The sequence below is a fragment of the Collinsella sp. HCP28S3_E12 genome (assembly GCF_052065595.1).
In the GTDB taxonomy this organism is placed as follows: Bacteria; Actinomycetota; Coriobacteriia; order Coriobacteriales; family Coriobacteriaceae; genus Collinsella.
Window position 1 is genome coordinate 24,207 of sequence record NZ_JBQHTS010000018.1, and the last position, 18,779, is coordinate 42,985.

The 18,779-nt window shown below is 59.3% G+C and carries 9 protein-coding genes; 5 read left to right on the forward strand and 4 right to left on the reverse strand.

What is annotated here, in order from left to right; translation table 11 throughout:
* Positions 1-74 precede the first annotated feature (74 nt).
* From ACTNBY_RS07635 to guaA, 3 genes are all read right to left on the reverse strand, one after another.
* Entirely contained in the window at positions 75-3,329 is a 3,255-nt protein-coding gene (locus tag ACTNBY_RS07635) for an ABC transporter ATP-binding protein/permease (RefSeq protein WP_441064023.1), read from the reverse strand.
* Between the two features lie 242 nt (positions 3,330-3,571).
* The gene (locus ACTNBY_RS07640) at positions 3,572-4,156 is read right to left on the reverse strand and encodes a DUF5714 domain-containing protein (protein WP_427794975.1); all 585 of its coding nucleotides are present in this window, start codon (positions 4,154-4,156) and stop codon (positions 3,572-3,574) included.
* Between the two features lie 278 nt (positions 4,157-4,434).
* On the reverse strand, positions 4,435-5,415 hold the full coding sequence (guaA, locus tag ACTNBY_RS07645; protein ID WP_441064025.1) for a glutamine-hydrolyzing GMP synthase: 981 nt from the start codon (positions 5,413-5,415) through the stop codon (positions 4,435-4,437).
* A 297-nt stretch (positions 5,416-5,712) separates the two neighbouring features.
* Here guaA and ACTNBY_RS07650 point away from each other — a divergent pair, with 297 nt between their 5' ends.
* From ACTNBY_RS07650 to ACTNBY_RS07670, 5 genes are all read left to right on the forward strand, one after another.
* Positions 5,713-6,717, forward strand: coding sequence for a helix-turn-helix domain-containing protein (locus ACTNBY_RS07650; protein ID WP_441064026.1), 1,005 nt, complete (start codon positions 5,713-5,715; stop codon positions 6,715-6,717).
* Positions 6,718-6,872: 155 nt separating this feature from the next.
* A complete protein-coding gene (locus ACTNBY_RS07655) occupies positions 6,873-11,240 on the forward strand; it encodes a hypothetical protein (protein WP_441064027.1) in 4,368 nt (1,455 codons plus the stop codon).
* A gap of 254 nt (positions 11,241-11,494) precedes the next feature.
* Positions 11,495-13,492 carry a DNA gyrase/topoisomerase IV subunit B gene (locus tag ACTNBY_RS07660; protein WP_441064028.1) on the forward strand — a complete coding sequence of 666 codons (1,998 nt, stop codon included), beginning with the start codon at positions 11,495-11,497 and terminating at the stop codon, positions 13,490-13,492.
* Positions 13,493-13,537: 45 nt separating this feature from the next.
* Positions 13,538-15,778: a DNA gyrase subunit A gene (locus ACTNBY_RS07665; protein WP_441064029.1), complete on the forward strand. Its 2,241-nt coding sequence runs from the start codon at positions 13,538-13,540 to the stop codon at positions 15,776-15,778.
* 977 nt (positions 15,779-16,755) lie between these two features.
* Complete coding sequence (locus tag ACTNBY_RS07670; protein WP_441064031.1) at positions 16,756-17,175, forward strand: YjdF family protein; 420 nt, start codon at positions 16,756-16,758, stop codon at positions 17,173-17,175.
* A gap of 426 nt (positions 17,176-17,601) precedes the next feature.
* On the opposite strand, the gene ACTNBY_RS07675 is transcribed toward ACTNBY_RS07670, so the two are convergent.
* Positions 17,602-18,681, reverse strand: a complete 1,080-nt coding sequence (locus ACTNBY_RS07675; protein WP_441064033.1) for an agmatine deiminase family protein — start codon at positions 18,679-18,681, stop codon at positions 17,602-17,604.
* Positions 18,682-18,779 lie beyond the last annotated feature (98 nt).

Below are 18,779 nucleotides of genomic sequence, written 5' to 3' on the forward strand. Positions count from 1 at the left end.
CACTTCTCGGGAAAAGTATTAGACCTCGATTTGCATGTCACTCAATGTGACAAAGGGACAGTCCCTTTGTCACATTATTCGGAGCGCAGGGCTTCCACGGGGTCTTTCTTGGATGCACTGCGGGCCGGCAGCAGGCCGGCAACGACCGTCAGCAGCACCGAAATTGCAATGAGCGCCAGCGCATCCTGCACGGGCAAGCTCATCAGATTGGGTACCTGTTTGGCAGCAAGCGCCCAGGCATTAACCGGAAAACTCACGAGCACCACAACGACAATGGCAAAGACACCGGCGATGAGGCCCTCGATAAAGGTCTCGGCATTGAATACGTTGGCCACGTTGCGCTTCGACGCGCCGATCGCGCGCAGGATGCCAATCTCCTTTTTGCGCTCCAGCACGCTGATGTAGGTGATGATGCCGATCATGATGGAGCTCACGACCAGGCTGATGCTCACGAACGCGATGAGCACCAAGCTGATGGTATTCACGATATCAGTCACCGAGCCCATGATGATGCCCATGTAGTCGGTGTACGAGATTGCCTGCTCGTCGTGGCCGGCGGCTTTGACCTGCTTGTTGTACGCATCGATATGGTCGAGTACGCGCTCCTTGGCCTCAAAGTCGCGCGGGAAAATCTTGACCGAGATGGGATCCGCTTCATCCGCGTAGCCCAACGTGGTCAGATTGTTGTCGTAGGTGAGCTTCGACGCCTTGGCATAGCTCATCATGAGCGAGCTCAGGTCCTCGGCGTCCATGTTGAAGTGGATGGCACGAGCAAAGGCGCTCGCATCCACGCGCATGGCGCTCGCCAGGTTGGCAAAACTCGAAGACATCTGCGTCACCATCTGGTCCATGAGCCCTGCCGCGCCGGCCTTAAGCTGGGTCGACACGGTCGTTGCCACCTGCTCGCCGATCGCCTTCATCACCTGATCCATAGCCTGCTGCAGATACGGAGCCAACTGATTTTGGACATAGTCGGTCATCGCCTGTTGCAGGCGCTCGACCAGGGCATCGCCGCCGAGCGCCTTGAGCTGCGCCAGGCACTGCTGCGCCACAACATCGTTCTCGAGATACGCCGAGAATGCGGCAGCAAGCTTTGACGCGTCTTTGAGATCTTCGGGTGACAGCGCCCTAAACTGATCAGACTGCAAAAAGCCCTCAAATAGTTGGTTGGCAAGCGTTCCCACCTGTTGCATTTGCTCGGGCGTGAGCTCCAGACCGTCAAAGATGCCCGAGAAATCGGGGGTCGGCGCTTTGGCCATGATGTCGCTTAAGTCGATGTCTTTGCCAACGCCCGAAAGGTCAATATCCAGGCCCGACAAATCGATGCCCGAAAGATCCATGCCACCGGCAGCACCCGAGAGGGCAGATGCATCGAACGAGAACGCGCTCTTGAGCGCCGCCTCGTCCACACTGAACATACTGCCCAGATCCACGCCTTGCTTGGCCTCGCCTTGCAGTTCGTCGAAAGTTTTGCCCGTAAAGACATCCGTCTCGGGGTGGGCAAGTTGCTCTTGCACGATCTGCGAATTGGCGGCGCGCTCCATAAGCTGGCGAGTCAACGCATGCGTATAGGCAATGCCCGGAGACAACGCGCTCGCATTGGCCGTCTCGTTAGGTCGCACCACGCCCACAATGTGCACGTCAATACCGTCGGCAACCTTGGCCGTCATAAAGTCGGCGTCGCCGGACATGTCAGTCCACATGCCGGTCTCTTCATTTTTGCGATAAGCATCGGCCGGCGACAACACCTTAAACGTCGTGGACAGCGCATCGTCGTAAGTAAAGTCGGCGCCGCTCTCAGGCGTCTCAATCTTACCGTCGGCGGCCATGGCACTGTTCACCAGGTCGTTGAGTTCATCGATATCCAGCGCACCGATGCTGTAAAGCGTATAGTCGCCCACCGTTCCACGGCTCGAAAGCACCATTACGGCTTCGTGAGCAGACGTAGGCCAATGGCCGGCGACGACATCGTACTGGCTGTCGAGCAAACTCTGGTCGTCGATCATCTCGTTAAAGACCGAGGTCCCCATGGAGTCCATGCTCACCGTTGCCGCCGAGCTCGCACCACCGCTCATGGCCTCGGTCATAGCGTTGGGCACCAGCCGGACAGGCTTCTCATCGCCCTTGCCGGCACGATAGACAACCGGCGTCACGCCGTAACCGTACTGGATGGCGTTGACCTCTTTATCGATACCGTCGCCGCCGGCATCGAGCCATGCCTTAAAGCTCGTCATGTCGTTGGACTTAACACTTGCAAACATATCCTTTACGGCCGTGACCACAGGGATCTTATCGGTTCCCTGAGCCTTGCCGTCGGCACCGTCGTCGGACGAACCCTCGTTCTTGGACATATCGTCATCCGTGGCCCCCTGTTCGCCCATCATCGACGACAGGTCGTAATCCTGCTTGGAAATGGTAAGCGGGTAGCTCGAAAGCGTGTCCTCCTCGACCTTTTTGATGTAGCCGTTTACGCCATTGGACAGCGCCAAAATCGCCGCGATGCCAATAATGCCAATCGAGCCCGCAAAGGCCGTCATGGCCGTACGGCCCTTCTTGGTCATAAGGTTTCGGGCAGAAAGCCCCAGCGCCGTCACAAAGCTCATCGAGGTTTTGCGCGTAGGCTTGGCCTCGCGGCGCGTGGCGTCAGCGACATCGAAAGGATCAGAATCGTCGGTAATCTTGCCGTCCGCCAGGTTGACGATGCGCGTGGCGTACTCGTACGCCAGATCGGGATTATGCGTGACCATGATAACCAGACGGTCGCGCGCGACGTCCTTGAGCAAGTCCATGACCTGCACGGACGTTATGGAATCCAAGGCACCAGTCGGCTCGTCTGCCAGCACAATCTCGGGATCATTAATCAGGGCGCGGGCGATGGCCACGCGCTGCATCTGTCCACCCGAAAGCTGACTCGGGCGCTTGTTCACGTGCTCGCCCAGACCAACGGCCTCGAGCGCCTTGTGCGCACGCTGGCGGCGCTCGGCGTGCCCCACGCCCGTGAGCGCAAGCGCCAGCTCCACGTTTTCCAAAATGGTCTGATGCGGAATGAGGTTATAGCTTTGGAACACAAAGCCGATGCGGTTGTTGCGATAGGCATCCCAATCGCGATCGTGAAAGTCCTTGGTCGAAATACCGTCGATCAGCAGGTCACCCGAGTCAAAGTGGTCGAGTCCGCCGATAACGTTGAGCATCGTGGTCTTACCCGAACCCGAGGGCCCCAGAATGGCCACGAACTCGTTATCGCGAAAAGACAGGCTCACGCTGTCGAGCGCCACCTGCGTAAACGACTGCGTAACGTACCTTTTGCAAATTCCTTTGAGCTCCAGCATGGACGGCAACCTCTCCTGCGCAGGCACCTTGCCCGCTCTCCCCCGCCGTTCGTATTCGACGCGTTTGTCCTACTCTATCCCCATTTTTTACCGGCGCCAGTGAGGAATGTAACAAACCGCACCAAAAAACGAACGGGACGGCACGCCGCGTGGCGCACCATCCCGCGCATACCGCCGATAATGTGACAAAGGAACTGTCACTTTGTCACATCTGCCCAACCCTTATTGGGGCACCCGATTCCCTATTGGATGATAAAGGACGGATGATACGGACACTTTTCGCCCATGCACACTGTATTGGCCGCATAGCTATCGCAGGCTGGCGTCTTCTCCCATGCTTTAAGCTGTGGTCCGCCGAGCGCGTTAAAAAACGAAACGGCCTCACGAATCGCCACGCGCGCATCTCGCTTGCAGCACCGTGGGCTTCCCGAGCGCGCGATGGCGGCAAGCAGCTCCGAAACCATAAGCTGCCCCTCCTGCCAGCCTTCACTGCGCAGCGGCGCATTGCCGCGCACGATTGCATATGCCATGCCCGCAGACGCAGCTGCCCCGCACACGCCCCAACGGGCACACGTCGCCCCCGGCACGCAATCCGACCGAGACATCAAATCGGCAAGATCGTCTTTGAGCATCGCATCTCGCTCTCCAGATGCTTCGGCGTTGCGCCAGCACGCAAGCAGCACCGCGCCCACAATAAAATGGTGGATGGGGCCAAAAGCCACGCAGCGCTCATCTGCCATAACCTCTTCCAAAAGAGCCGCGGGCGCCACCGACACACTGGCCATGAGCATCTCAACAATCCAGCCTGTTTGTTCGTCTTTCGCCATGCGGCATCCTCCTCTAAAACAAATTGTGCGCACACTCCATTATGGCCTTCTTCTGCCCGGCGCGCTCAATGCGAAACAACCTGCTTCGCTCGTGCCGCCAACAAGCCCTGCTAGTTCTCGTCGCAAACCAGCCCTGCTCAGGAGCAACACCAGAGGCGATGACAAGCACGATGGACAGTGGTAACACCACGACGGCAGCTCTTTTCGAAAAAGAAGGCCCGCGCAATCGCGCGAGGCCTCCCCATTCATGGAACTATGATCAAAGCAGCCCAAAAAGCTTACTCCCACTCAACGGTGCCGACGGGCTTGGGCGTGAGGTCGTAGCACACACGGCAGATGCCGGGAACCTCGGCTGTGACGCGAGCGGTAATACGCTTGAGCAGTGCCCAGTCGAGCTCAGGCACCTCGGCGGTCATCACGTCGACGGTGTTGATGCAGCGGATGATGCAGGGCCAGTCGTAGGCGCGCTTGCCCTCGCGCACGCCGGTGGCACGGAAGTCGGGCACCACGGCGAAGTACTGCCAAATGGTCAGACCTGCCTTGTCGATCTCCTCGCGCACGATGGCGTCGGCTTCGCGCAGCGCCTCAAGACGGTCGCGGCTGATGGCACCAAGGCAGCGGACGCCCAGGCCGGGACCGGGGAACGGCTGACGCTCGACCATGTTCTCGGGCAGACCGAGCTCGCGGCCCACGACGCGGACCTCGTCCTTGTACAGCAGCTTGACGGGCTCGCAAAGCTCAAACTGCAGGTCCTCGGGCAGGCCACCCACGTTGTGGTGGGCCTTCACGCCATCCTGGGACTCCAGGATGTCGGGGTAGATGGTTCCCTGGGCGAGGAAGCTGACCTCGTCGCCAACCTTGCGGGCCTCCTCCTCGAACACGCGAATGAACTCGGCGCCGATGATTTTGCGCTTGGCCTCGGGCTCCTCGACGTCCACGAGCTTATCCAAGAAGCGATCGGTCGCGTCCACATAGACCAGGTTGGCGTCCATCTGGTTCTTGAAGACGTCGACGACTTGCTCGCTCTCGCCCTTACGCATCAGGCCGTGATTCACGTGCACGCAGATAAGCTGCTTGCCGATGGCCTTGATGAGCAGGGCCGCGACAACCGAACTGTCGACACCACCGGAAAGGGCCAGCAGGACCTTCTTGTCGCCGATCTGCTCGCGGATTGCAGCGATCTGCTCATCGATGAACACCTGGGCAAGTTCGGAAGTGGTGATACGCACCATGTCGTCGGGACGCTTGTTGGAATCCATGCAAAGCTCCTTTTCGGTTCGATGGGAATGCGTCACACGTATGCAAACGCACCGTCATATGACCTCATTATATGCAGAACAAGATGTGTTTCCCATCGCTGCGACAAAGCTTTTTGCAGGGGTGGCAATTTTTCCTATTGTCGAGCTCAGCTAGGCTTCGGTAGCCACCTTGGCAGCATCGCCAATAGACTCTTCCTTTATACGTTCTGCGTAATCGTATGCCATACCCGCAAATTCCAGTCCCGAGTAACAGGAGTACAATTGCTGCTATTGTTGCCAGCTGTTGGGAGATGGAAGATGGACTGCGATGGCTACCCTTGCGTTCCCATGCCGTTGATGTGCACCGCCTTTGTGCCGGGGCAGATTGACGCTGCGGTTGCAGGCATTTCCGACCCCGATTCGCGCGCCATTGCCACGGCAGAAGCGCTGTACTTTCGCGGACAGGCCACCCTCGCTGCCAAGACGGCGCGCCCCTATCTTGACGCCACCGACCCCGCACTGCGCTATTCCGCATGCTTTATCTGCGGATACGCCAGTCTGTCGCTCAACCGTATCGCCGATGCCCGCCGGTGCCTTACTGGCATCCTCGATACGCCGGCCGACGAGGAATCGCCTGCCGTCCACGCCGTGCACACCCTGTTCGCCTCGGCCGCGAGCGTCCTGCTGCACTTGCCTTCCCCGTATTCCGCCGAAGAGTTTTATCCGCTTGCGGCGCATTTGCCCGAAGGCCTGCGCCTGTTCGCCAGCTACGTGATGGCGCACGCCTTGTATCTGCGCGGCGAATACGGCCGCAGCCTGGGCATGGTGGAAAATGCCCTGATCATGAAACAGGGAAGCTATCCCATCTCGGAACTGTTCCTGCACCTGGCGGCTTCCATGGCATGCATGAGCCTCAAGGACATCGACGCCGCAAAGGCACATTTCGGAGCCGCTTGGGACATTGCGCGCCCCGACGGCCTTATCGAGCTCATTGGCGAGCACCACGGCCTTTTACAGGGGCTCATCGAGGCGTGCCTAAAAGCGCAATACCCTGACGATTTCGCACGCATCATCGAGATTACGTATCGATTCAGCTACGGCTGGCGGCGCATCCACAACCCCGATTCGGGCGAGGACGTGGCCGACGATTTAACGACCACGGAGTTCACCATGGCCATGCTCGCCTGCCGCGGATGGACCAACGCCGAAATCGCACGCCACATGGAAGTATCGCCGGGCACTGTTAAAAACCGCCTATCAGGAGTGTATGCCAAGCTTGGTATCGGAACTCGCGCCGAGCTGGTCGCGCATATGTTGCGTTAGCGACCGGGCTGCCAAGCGCATCGAACGCGTTCCGGAACCCGGCGCTTCGCTCGATCAATTTGGACATTTTGACCCTTGAACGGCACTACCGCCACGGGGCACCTTCTCGCAAAATAGGATTATTTCCTCCGTTATTTGCGGGATGGGAGCCCAAAATGCTTGATCGTCGTTCGCTACTTATCGCCGGAGCATCCTCGCTGGCAGGCATCATGCTGCCTCGCGTGCCGAGCAGCGCAAACGCCTTCATACTGCCATTCGCCCCCACCGAGGCCTATGCCGACGAAGAAGACCCCTTCAAGGTGCTCGTTCTCACGCGCACCATGTTTGGTGTGGTCGTGGTCGACGTCGCCAACAAGAATATGCCCATCAAGGGAGCCCAGGTCACGCTCGCGTCGCGTTATGCCGCGGGCAAGCAGATCTCCGCCACTACCGACGACGAGGGCACGGCCATCTTTGAGGTCGCGCCGCTTTCGGAAGGCTACGTGGACCAGGCAACGCTTCTCGACGCGTACGACTTTAACGGTGGCATCTCCATCAGCATGGCGGGCTACCGTGATGTCGAGATCCCCCTCACGCGCATCCAGGGCGGCACCGCCATTACCGCGCCCACACGTCCGCTTTCCGACGGTGAGCCGTACTTTCGCCAGCTTACGTTCGACGAGTGGGACATCCAGTACGCCGACGCCACGTTCATGGCACTGCCGAAGGACGACGCCGGAAACGACCAACCCGACACGCACGCCTTTACCGTGCAGGCACATCTGCCACAGGGTGGACAGGCAACGCTGTGCATCAACAAGGTAATGCCCGCCACGAGCAGCTCATCCGAAACCGTCACGCAAATTGGCCAAGTCAAGGCCAGTGCATCGGGTTCGGATAATCTGGCAACGTTCACACTCGAAGACACGTTCCTCGATGCAGCTTCGGGCCTTCTGGAGGAAGGATGCAAGCTGCGCTTTGTCCTCGACTATCAGGGCAAGACCTATACACTCTCCTCCCCCATGGCCGTTGTCACCGCGCCGGCCGCAAAGGCAGAATCGGGTTCGACCACTATCGTCCCCACCACCATGGACCAAGAGATTACTCCGTTTGATTTCCCGGCGGCGTTTCCCGGCATCGGCGGAAATAAGTTCACGTGCTGGATGCCCTCGTTCCCCATTATGTTTAATTTCTCTTTTGCCGGATACGTGCTGTTTGGCGGAGGATACAAACCGGTCGGCTACATGAACGATTCGGGCAATCCGGATCCGGAATACTGGAAGAAGTCACCGCGAGAGTCGGGCGCCAAGCAGGCAAACCGCTACCTCGACGAGATGGAGGGGAAGTGGAATCAGTACAAAAGTATGAGTGCCGGTTCGGGCACCGATCCAAGGAACACTAAGCTGCTTCGTCACCACTGCACGCCGCGTTTTACGATGAATATCGCCACACAGCTGTACGGATCGCTCGCCTACGACTGGGTGGGCAAAACCTGGGGTGACAACAACGACCCCGCATTTGGCAATATTAAGGCCCTCTTCCAGGTAAGAACCGACCTCAATTGGACCGAGCAGTTTACCCTAGGACCGGTGCCGTTTTTCCTAAACGTCAACCCCTGGGTGCTGGCGAAGCTGGCGCTCGCCGTGGGTGCCCACACGCACGGCAGCGGCGCGGCGTTTTTTAAAAACATTTCGCTCGACTATTCAAACACCTCGGGCTCGTTCACCATCCAGATCGGGCTTGCCGTCACCTTTGGCGCCGGCGTTGCAGGCGTCGCTTCGTCTGCCGTGCGCGGCGCCGCATCCCTCACGCTGTTCATTGGGTACGAGAAGGCAGATGGACACCAGCTTCCGCGACTGCGCGTAGGTGCAGACGTCGATGTCGATGTGATACTCCAGTTCGTAATGTTCAAGTGGACCACCAAGGCTTGGTCGGGGTCGTGGCCCACACTCCTCGATTCGTGGAATATGTCGGTGAACAATGGCAACCAGTATGTGCTCCAGCGCTCTGAGCTCGCATTGGGTGGAGATACGCCTTACACGTTGGATGCCCGCTTCGGCACGGCCGGCAACGCCGAGGCAGGCGGCGTGCCGCAATTTATCGCATCGGCCACCATCGTCACCAACGCCGAGCTGCTCGCACGCGCCGAGGTTAAGGCCACTGCCGTAAACGTCGCGCCTGTCGTGCGCGATTGGAATCAAGCGGTCACGCGCATTGAGCTCGAGGCGGATGCAGAAAGCGACGACACGGGACAGATCGAGCATTTCGTCCATACACTGATAGAGAACGACGAAAACGCCGCGCCGATGTATGACTACACCTATATCGGGCAGACGACGAACGCCGTTGCGGACCCCAACGCCAATTCTGCTGGTGTATCGGAGGACGAGCGTGGCGGCATCAAGCCCTCGAGCGACAACGTGCTGTTTGCTGGCGTGCTCAGCGAAGCCCACATGAAGCTGGCAATGATTGCCGGCGTAGAATGTCTGTTCCGTATCGCCTCGGTGCGCTACGGCGACAATGGCCGCTCGCGCCTGGTGGTGCACACAAAGGCAAACGGCACGTGGTCCGCTCCCACTCCCGTGGACTTTCCCCTTGGGTTTGGCGAGGGCGACGTGGAGCGCGACGGCATATTCGATTACGACTTCGACGTGGTGGAATATACGGACGGAAGAGGAAACCAGGACGCCTACGTGCTGCTGATCTCGGGCGAGCGCCCCGCCGGTGACAACACCCTTTTCGATACGGCAAGCACAGCCGGCATACTGTCCGTCGTGCGCCTGCGCATAAGTAATAGCGAAGTTCGCGTGGTGTCGTATACGTCGTGGCGCAGCATCTCGCGCGGCCGCCTTCAGGAGGATGGCTACCATTGTCTGCAGTGCCCGCGTATCACGGTGGGCAAGACGCTCGTCGACGGGCGCCTGTCGGGTGCCTACCTCCACCGCCGCGGAACCACCGCAGAAAAGGCGCTCGGCAGCGAGGCCGAGGTTGCGCTGGAATGCTTTACCTTGTGGTCGGATGATTTGGGCGACAGTCTCACGTTCCGTCAGATCCTCCGCTTTCCGCAAGCACCGTCGAGTATCGAGCTGGGCAAGCCCGAGAATATCAACGGCAAAATGGTGGTGTCCGTTGCGTACGAGACCGCAGACGGTTGCGGCTGCGCATCGTACGCCGTGATCGGCCAGTCCATTGCGTGCTGGGACGTTATGTCACCAGACGCCACGGTACCTCATGCGGTGCCATGGCCACAACATTCGGGCTTTTTGGCAACCGTCAACGAGCAACTGCAGCATATTACTTGGACGCGAGGCGCATCGGCATTTGCAACGCAGCCCGTGGGTGCCGCAGGCTGTGGCCCGGCATCGTTTAGCGTAAGCAACAACGGCAGGTGCGTGCTCTATGTAGAGAACACCGATGGCAAGGTGGGACAAACCTACGACGAAGAAGGCAACCCGGTAGCAGTGATGGGCAAGCACTTCCGCATCTTCGCCAGCACCTTGGCAGGCGATCTGTTCACGGAGCCGTTCGTGATGTGCGAGCTGGACCATCCCGTCGATCAGATAACGACATTTTTGACGTCGGGAGGCATACTCTCCGCACTCGCCACGCACATTGTGAGCGCGGAGAAGAGCGAGGCAGAGCTGCACGGCATCGAAGTGCCCTTGGTGGCGTGTGCCACTCCGACGGGCGCGGTCGCTACCTCGGGCGCGGTGGTACCCGGAGCAGCAGGCGAATCCTTCATGGTCACGGTGCGAAACGACGGCAACACCTTGCTGACCGCCGGCACGATCGATCTGTACCGAGAGGGCTCCAGCCAGCCGTTCTCCAGCGCATCCATCGGATTCGGACTGAACGCACGCATGGTTTCGATCTACGATCCAGAGCTTGCCGAGGATGCTTCGGCCAAAGACATGGCACACGTGAAGTACGCGCTCGAGACGCTGGGCGCACGTTTTGCAACGCACCCGCTGGTAGCCGACAACGGCAACGCCGTGCTGGCACCGGGTTGCACGGCACAGTTCCGCATGAGCTTCGCCATCCCCGAGAGTTGGAGCGACGATGTGGGCAAACGCGTAACGCTGTATGCGAAGGCGCATAATCTGGTGGCGCTCGATCCCGTAACGCTCGAGGAAATTCGACCGGGTGCAAACTCGGCGCTGGGTGCCGTACTGCACGAGCTTCATGTGCCCGACGCGGCATGCGAACGCTCCGAAGTTCAGGTCGGCGTATGCGACAGCGCGGATACGACGGGACTTCACGATGCACCGATGACGGCGGACGACGGTGGCGGCTCGAGTGGCGGCGGTACTGACAAGGGCGGCGGCTCCGGCGGAAGCAGCTCCAGCAGCGGCAAGGACCACAACAATAGCAAGCGCCCCGGAAAAGCGGGCGCGCTTGCGGGCACGGGCGATACATGCGCTCCCCTTACGGCAGCCGCTGCAGCACTCGCCGCGGCAGGCGCCGGCCTCGTCGCCTACAGCACCCGCCGCACGGCGCTCGAAGCCGATACCGCCAATGAGGTCAATTCGGATAGGCCCCGCTAGCTCCTAGTTACTTTTATGAGAGACGCCGACTCGGCTCATTCGTCATCGCTATGCGGACATTACAACTTCGGTTCGCAATTCAAACTTACTCGCACAATACCGACTCGGTTTTGTGCGAGTAAACGAAACCTCATCGAACTCCGAACGATTGTTCGATGGATTTCGTGTTGGTTGGAATCGTCTGTGGGCTGGGCTATGCTACCTTGACTATCTATATGACTTAAACGCAGCAAAGGAGCACCGAGAGAGCGAGTATGGCAAAAAACACCGCAAACTATGGTAACGACAGTATCCGCCAGCTCAAGGACGAGGAGCGCGTACGCCTGCGCCCCGCCGTCATCTTTGGCTCGGACGGGCTCGACGGTTGCGCGCATGCCGCCTTCGAGATCCTGTCCAACGCCGTTGACGAGGCGCGCCAGGGCTACGGCAAGCTCATCACCCTTACCGCCTTTCGCGATGGCTCCATTCAGGTAGAGGACAACGGCCGCGGCTGCCCGCTTGACTGGAACCCCTCCGAGAAGCGCTTTAACTGGGAACTCGTCTTTTGCGAGCTTTACGCCGGCGGTAAGTACAACAACAACCAGGGCGGCGACTACGACTTCTCGCTCGGCACCAACGGCCTGGGCTCGTGCGCAACCCAGTACGCCTCCGAATACATGGACGTCACGGTTTGGCGCGACGGCAACAAGTACTCCCTGCACTTTAAGAAGGGCAAGGTCGTCGGCGCCAAAAAGAAAGCACTCGAGGTTGAGCCCAGCGACGAGGACCGCACCGGTACCACCATCAAGTGGCGCCCCGATCTTGAGGTCTTTACCTCCATCAGCATCCCCCACGATTGGTATCGCGAGACCATGCGCCGCCAGGCCGTGGTCAACGCCAACGTGACCTTCCGGCTGCGCATCGAGGGCGACGACGGCGAGTTTTCCCAAGAGGACTTCTGCTATCCCAAGGGCATCGAGGACTACGTGCTCGAGAAGGTCGGTGCCGACTACCTTACCGATCCCTTCTTTATCGAGGCCGACCGTCGCGGTCGCGATCGCGAGGATCTGCCCGATTACAACGTAAAAATCACTGCTTGCATGTGCTTCTCGCGCACTTTCACGATGCAGGAGTACTACCACAACTCCTCCTGGCTCGAGAACGGCGGCTCACCCGAAAAGGCGGCCCGTAGCGCCCTGACCAGCGCCATCGATGCCTACATCAAGCAACAGGGCAAGTACAACAAAAACGAGAGCGGCATTAAGTGGCAAGATGTCCAGGACTGTCTGGTGCTGGTAACCAACTGCTTCTCCACCCAAACGTCCTACGAAAACCAGACTAAGAAGGCCATCAACAACCGCTTTATCCAGCAGGCCATGACGGCATTCTTTAAGGAGCGCCTCTCGACCTACTTGATCGAGAACAAAGATGCCGCCAACAAGATCATGGAGCAGGTGCTCATCAACAAGCGCTCGCGCGAGAATGCCGAGAAGACGCGCCAGAGCATCAAGACCAACCTGCAGCAGAAGACCGACATGGCCAACCGCGTGCAGAAATTCATCGACTGCCGCTCCAAGGACAAGAGCCGTCGCGAGATCTACATCGTAGAGGGCGACTCGGCAGCAGGCGCCATTCGCACCTCGCGCGATGCCGAGTTCCAGGGCGTTATGCCCGTCCGCGGCAAGATCCTCAACTGCCTAAAGGAGGACTATCCGCGCATCTTTAAGTCCGACATCATCATGGACCTCATGCGCGTGCTGGGCTGCGGCGTGGAGATCAAGGACAAGCGCATCAAGAACCTGGGCGCCTTTGACCTGGACAACCTCAACTGGAACAAGGTCATCATCTGTACGGACGCCGACGTCGACGGCTATCACATCCGTACGCTCGTGCTCACCATGCTCTATCGCCTGGTGCCCACGCTTATCGACGAAGGCTACGTGTATATCGCCGAGTCGCCGCTCTACGAGATCAACTGCAAAGAAAAGACCTACTTTGCCTACACCGAGCTCGAGAAGAACGGCATTCTTAAGGAGATCGGCGACCAGAAGTGCTCCATCAACCGCTCCAAGGGTCTTGGTGAGAACGACCCGGACATGATGTGGCTCACCACCATGAACCCCGAGACGCGTCGTCTGATCAAGGTCGAGTCCGAAGACGTCACCAAGATGGAGACCATGTTCAACCTTCTGCTGGGCAGCGACGAGGCGGGCCGCAAGCGCCATATCTCGGAGCACGGCAAGGAATACCTGGACCAGCTGGACCTGCAGTAGCAGCAAATCGATAACGACGGCCCATAAGAAGTTCAAGAGGAAATCGTGGCAAAGAAGAAGACGAAGAACCAGCCAAAGAAAAAGCAGGTCAACGCCGAGAACGTCATCGGCCTGCACTCCGAGGTCACCAATCAGCCGATCACGCAGACGCTCGAGGTCAACTACATGCCCTACGCCATGAGCGTCAACGTCTCGCGTGCGTTCCCCGAGATCGACGGTTTTAAGCCCTCGCACCGCAAGCTGCTCTACACCATGTACAAGATGGGCTTGCTCAAAGGTGAGCGCCAGAAGAGCGCTAACATCGTGGGCCAAACCATGAAGCTCAACCCGCACGGCGACGCCGCGATCTACGAGACGATGGTGCGCTTGGCCACCGGCAACGAGGCGCTGCTCGCCCCCTTCGTGGAGTCGAAGGGCAACTTTGGCAAGTACTATTCGGGCGACCTGAGCTACGCCGCCTCACGTTACACCGAGGCCAAGCTCGCCCCCATCAGTGCCGAGATCTTCAAGGACATCGACAAAGACCCGGTCGACTTCGTCGACAGCTACGACGGCGCCATGAAGGAGCCGCGTCTGTTGCCCACCACGTTCCCCAACATCCTTGTCTCGGCCAACAAGGGCATCGGCGTCGCCATGGCGTCCGACATCTGCGGCTTCAACCTCAACGAGGTCTGCACCGCCACCATGCACTACCTGCAGGATCCTAACTGCGATCTGCTCGAATATATGCCCATGCCCGACTTCTCGACCGGCGGTGAGATTATCTACCGCCGCGAGGAGATGGAAAAGATTATCGAGACCGGCCTTGGCAGCTTCCAGATCCGCTCCCGCTGGCGCTGGATTCCCGAAGAGCGCATCATCGAGGTCTACGAGATCCCCTACACCACCAAGACCGATGTCATCATCGATCGCATCGTCAAGCTCTCCAAAGAGGGCAAGGTCAAGGAGATCGCTGACATCCGCGACGAGACTGACCTCTCGGGCCTGCGTATCGCCATCGACCTTAAGCGCGGTGTCGACCCCGATAAGCTCATGGCCAAGCTCTATCGCTCGACTACGCTGCAGGATTCGTTCTCGTGCAACTTTAACGTGTTGGTCGATGGTTACCCCCGCGTTATGGGCGTACGCCAGATCCTGCACGAGTGGGTCAAGTGGCGTATTGAGTCCACGCGTCGTCGCATTAACTTTGACTTGGGCAAAAAGTCCGAGCGCCTGCACCTGCTGCACGGCCTCGAGGCGATTCTGCTCGACATCGACAAGGCCATCGCCATCATCCGTGGCACCAAGCTCGAGGCTGAGGTCGTGCCCAACCTTATGAAGGGTTTCGACATCGACGAGACCCAGGCCGAGTTTGTTGCCGAGCTTAAGCTCCGCAACATCAACGAGGAGTACATCCTCAACCGCACCAAGGACATCGCTAAGCTTGAGGGTGAGATTGCCGAGCTAGAGGAGATCCTCTCCAGCGAGGAGAACATCAAGAAGGTCATCAGCGACGAGCTGGCTGCGGTCAACAAGAAGTACGTGATGCCGCGCCGCACGGGCAGGATTGAGCCTCACGAGGTCATCGAGGTAAGCCTGGAGCCCGAGGTCGAGGAATATCCGGTTACCATCATGCTCTCGCGCGAGGGCTACCTTAAGAAGATGACGGACCGCGTACTCAAGAAGGCTGCGACGCTCAAGTACAAGGACGGCGATAAGCCCTTTATCGAGTTCCCGTCCTCCAATACGCACGAGCTGCTCGTGTTTACCAACAAGAGCCAGGTGTACAAGTGCAAGGTCGCAGCGTTTGAGGACACCAAGTCGGCCCAGCTGGGCTCGTACTTGCCCACCGACCTCGAGATGGAACCCGACGAGAGCGTCATCTGGGTCATCGACCCCGAGGACTACAAGGCCGACGTGCTGTTCGTCTTTGAGAACGGTCGTGTGGTGCGCGTCGCGCTTTCTGGATACGTCACCAAGACCAACCGCAAGCGCCTCAAGAACGCCATCTACGGCGGCAGCAAACTGCTGTATGCACAGGTGCTCAAGGAGGATCGCGACCTCGCGCTGGTCTCGAGCGACTACCGCCTGATGAACTTCAACACGTCGCTGCTCAAGACCAAGACGACCACCAACACGCAGGGCGTCCAGGCCTTTACCGCCAAGAAGGGTCGCTCGGTCACCACCGTCGGCACGACCGAGGAAATCCTTGGCGCCGGCGTCTCGGCCGAGAAGTTCACCGCGCAGAGTCTCCCCTCTGCCGGTGCCCTCATGAAAGAAAACGACATGCCGAGTTTGTTTGACTAGGACGACGGCAGAGCCGCCATAAACTCTCAAAACAGTGAGGCCCGGAGCGCAGTAAATGCCGCGCTCCGGGCCCCATGCATTACAGCAGCATCATCCCTATAGACAAAATGTCGCATAAAGTGGAACAGACATAAGCCCATCATTCATTCCCAAAGGGCACGGCGGACAGCCTTTAGAGGTTCGATATCGACGAAAACGCCCGCTTTGAAACTCAAGTGCCTTTTCGTGTGCGAGCCGCCAGCTGCAATAGGAAGCGAATCAACGCAGGCGCCTTTCAAGCAGTTTGCAAAACTGCAGGTCGCAGGCCTTCATTGCTAGTAGGGAAAATGAGTAGTCTCAGGTGGCTTGCCCATGAGTTAGCGAGCAGGTTGGGGCTTCGTTGTTGGCGCAATCACTTCGTGCGCACTCGAAAGGTCTGTTTAACAAAAGACTAATCGGATGCGACTGGCCGCCCATACGGCGACGACGTTTCCCGTGCGAGCACAAACGGCCCTGCGTGCCCTATCGAGCGATATCCCCGTATGACGCTCAGAACTCCTGCTCGCCGAGCAGTCACCTCGCGAGATCCAGCACGAGAACGCCCTCCCGGGTATAAGGCCCGCGCCTCGTGCGGGCGATGAGGACCTTCGTGAATGCATCCCTGATGGACAGAAGCGACGAGAGCCCCTTCTCGAGCGTCGACTCAGAGCTAACGTCGTCTCTTGCTTAAACTCTCCTTCGCGGTTTCGAAACTCAAGGTCTTTTAAAGTTTCGAAAATGAGAAGACGATATGCGCAAGGGCGCGTCGGGTGGTAAGCCCCAACCATGTCATGTCGCCAGCGATGAAGGGCGCGTCTGCGCGTGCTACAATCCAACTACCAGAAATAAAAACACAGTCCCCGTCGGGTAGTCGTGGGCGTGCGGGGGTCCGCATCAGTAACCTGCCTCCTTGGTTGTCCCTTCTCTGCATGGTCATCTACATAAAGGAGGAACCAACCATGCAGATCAGTGTGTCGTCCACCCTGACCGTATATCACGACGGCCAATTCTGGGTCGGGCTGGCGGAGCATGTCGAGGACGGCAGATACGGCGTCGCCCGCATCGTCTTCGGCGCGGAGCCGTCCGATGAGGAGATCCTGCGATTCGTTGTCGGCAAATGGGAGAAGCTCTCGTTCTTCGGCGACAAGACCACTGAGACAAGCAAGCCCGCGAAGAACCCCAAGCGGCGCGCTCGCGAGGCAGCGAAAGCCCTTAAACGGCCCGCGGTGAGCACCAAGGCACAACAGGCGCTCGCGGCGCAGCGGGAAGCGATGAAGCGGGAGTCGGCTCAAGCAAGAAGTCAGCGTCGCGCGGATGAGGCGGAGGCGCGCTTCGAGCAGCGGAAGCTGAAGCGCAAGCAGAAGCATCGTGGGCATTGACCGGTGCCGACATGGGTCCAGGTGTGAACGGGGCTACGTCCCCTGTTCACACTGCTCACACATACAGCAGCGGGCACGGATTCGACTGAAACTGCGCCCGCTGTCTGATGCTAAATTAATTTATCAAACATGTGTTCTATTCCAGCGCAGTAATTAAATACGCTGGTACATAGATACTCCGATCAAGACGGCCGCGTATACGACCGGGAACTTTCGACAGTTGAATACGCGTCTGACCTGGGATATCCAAGCGAACAATAGGCCTAACCCGCGATAGGTCCCAGGCCAGACGGGTATCCAATCGAAGGGGAGGGGCACTCCGGTGTGGAGGCAGCGGAGTGCCCGGGGAAAGCCCGGCCGGCCGGGCCTCCGGGGTGCGGCGGACTCCCGTGAAAGAGGGTCACCGCGCCCCGGCAAGCCGGGCTATTAGGCGGACGGCTCCTGCTGCGTGATGCAGTGGATGTTGCCGCCGCCGTAGACGACCTGGTCGGACTTGACGCCCACGCACTTGTAGACGCCCTCGCCCCAGACCTCGTCGTAGATCTCCTGGAGCGTGTCGACGGCCAGCTGGTCGTTCTCGTCGCCGTACTGCGGGACGATGACGCCGTGGTTGGTCACGAGGTAGTTCATGTAGGAGGCGATCAGCGGCTCGTCGGGGACGCGCGGCTCGGCGTTCTCGTCGGCGTCGATGGTGTCGCAGGAGGCCTGGTCCATGTACAGCGGCTTCACGGGCATGCAGAGCTTGTAGACCTTCAGCTTGCGGCCCTTGGCGTCAACCGCGTTGGAGAGGGTCTCGTAGGCGGCGTGGCACTGCTCGTAGAACGGGTACTCGGGGTCGTCGGTCCAGATGCAGACCATGACGCCCGGGGCGATGAAGGTGGCGACGTCGTCGATGTGGCCGTTGGTCTCCTCGGGGTCGATGCCCTCCTTGACCCAGATGACCTTCTCGACGCCGAGGTAGTCCTTGAGGTGCTCGGTCATGTACTCGCGAAGCTCCTCGCTCCAGGGCTCGAACTTCTTGCGGTACTTGGGCCAGAGGGACTCGGGGTCCTCCTCCTCCTCGAGCACCGCGGAGCAGGTGCGGCCGGGGGACAGGAGGCACTGGTCGGTGACGACGAGGGTGCCCTCGCCGTCGACGGTGATGGAGCCGCCCTCGAGGATCATGTCGTCGGGACGGTAGCGGCGGCAGCCGGAGAGCTCGGCCATCTTGAGGGCGATCTGCTCGTCCTTGTCCCACGGGAAGTAGAGGCCGTCGATGAGGCCGCCGTAGCCGTTGAAGTGCCAGTGGTTGGCGCGCTTATCGCCCTTGCCGTTGATGACGTAGGTGGCGCCGGTGTCGCGGAACCAGGCGTCGTCGGTGGTCATCTCGACGACGGTGACGTTCTCGTCGTTCTCGAAGACGGCCTTGCAGTTGGCGTAGTCGACCTGGTTGGCGCACATATAGACCGGGGTGAACTCGGAGATGGCGCGGGCGATGGCGGCATACTGCTTCTTGTTAGCGCTAATCTAAAATTGACCACTTTCGCAAACGCATCTCGCCGAATGCGCTAACGCGCTTTCGCCGACCCCGCTAACGTACTTTCACCAACTGCGCTAACGGAACT

Excerpts from the sequence above, each read along its gene's own strand:
- ACTNBY_RS07660 (WP_441064028.1), top strand. The coding sequence starts at position 11,495 with ATGGCAAAAAACACCGCAAACTATGGTAACGACAGTATCCGCCAGCTC.
- ACTNBY_RS07640 (WP_427794975.1), bottom strand. The coding sequence starts at position 4,156 with ATGGCGAAAGACGAACAAACAGGCTGGATTGTTGAGATGCTCATGGCC.
- ACTNBY_RS07655 (WP_441064027.1), top strand. The coding sequence starts at position 6,873 with ATGCTTGATCGTCGTTCGCTACTTATCGCCGGAGCATCCTCGCTGGCA.
- ACTNBY_RS07670 (WP_441064031.1), top strand. The coding sequence starts at position 16,756 with ATGCAGATCAGTGTGTCGTCCACCCTGACCGTATATCACGACGGCCAA.
- ACTNBY_RS07635 (WP_441064023.1), bottom strand. The coding sequence starts at position 3,329 with ATGCTGGAGCTCAAAGGAATTTGCAAAAGGTACGTTACGCAGTCGTTT.
- guaA (WP_441064025.1), bottom strand. The coding sequence starts at position 5,415 with ATGGATTCCAACAAGCGTCCCGACGACATGGTGCGTATCACCACTTCC.
- ACTNBY_RS07650 (WP_441064026.1), top strand. The coding sequence starts at position 5,713 with ATGGACTGCGATGGCTACCCTTGCGTTCCCATGCCGTTGATGTGCACC.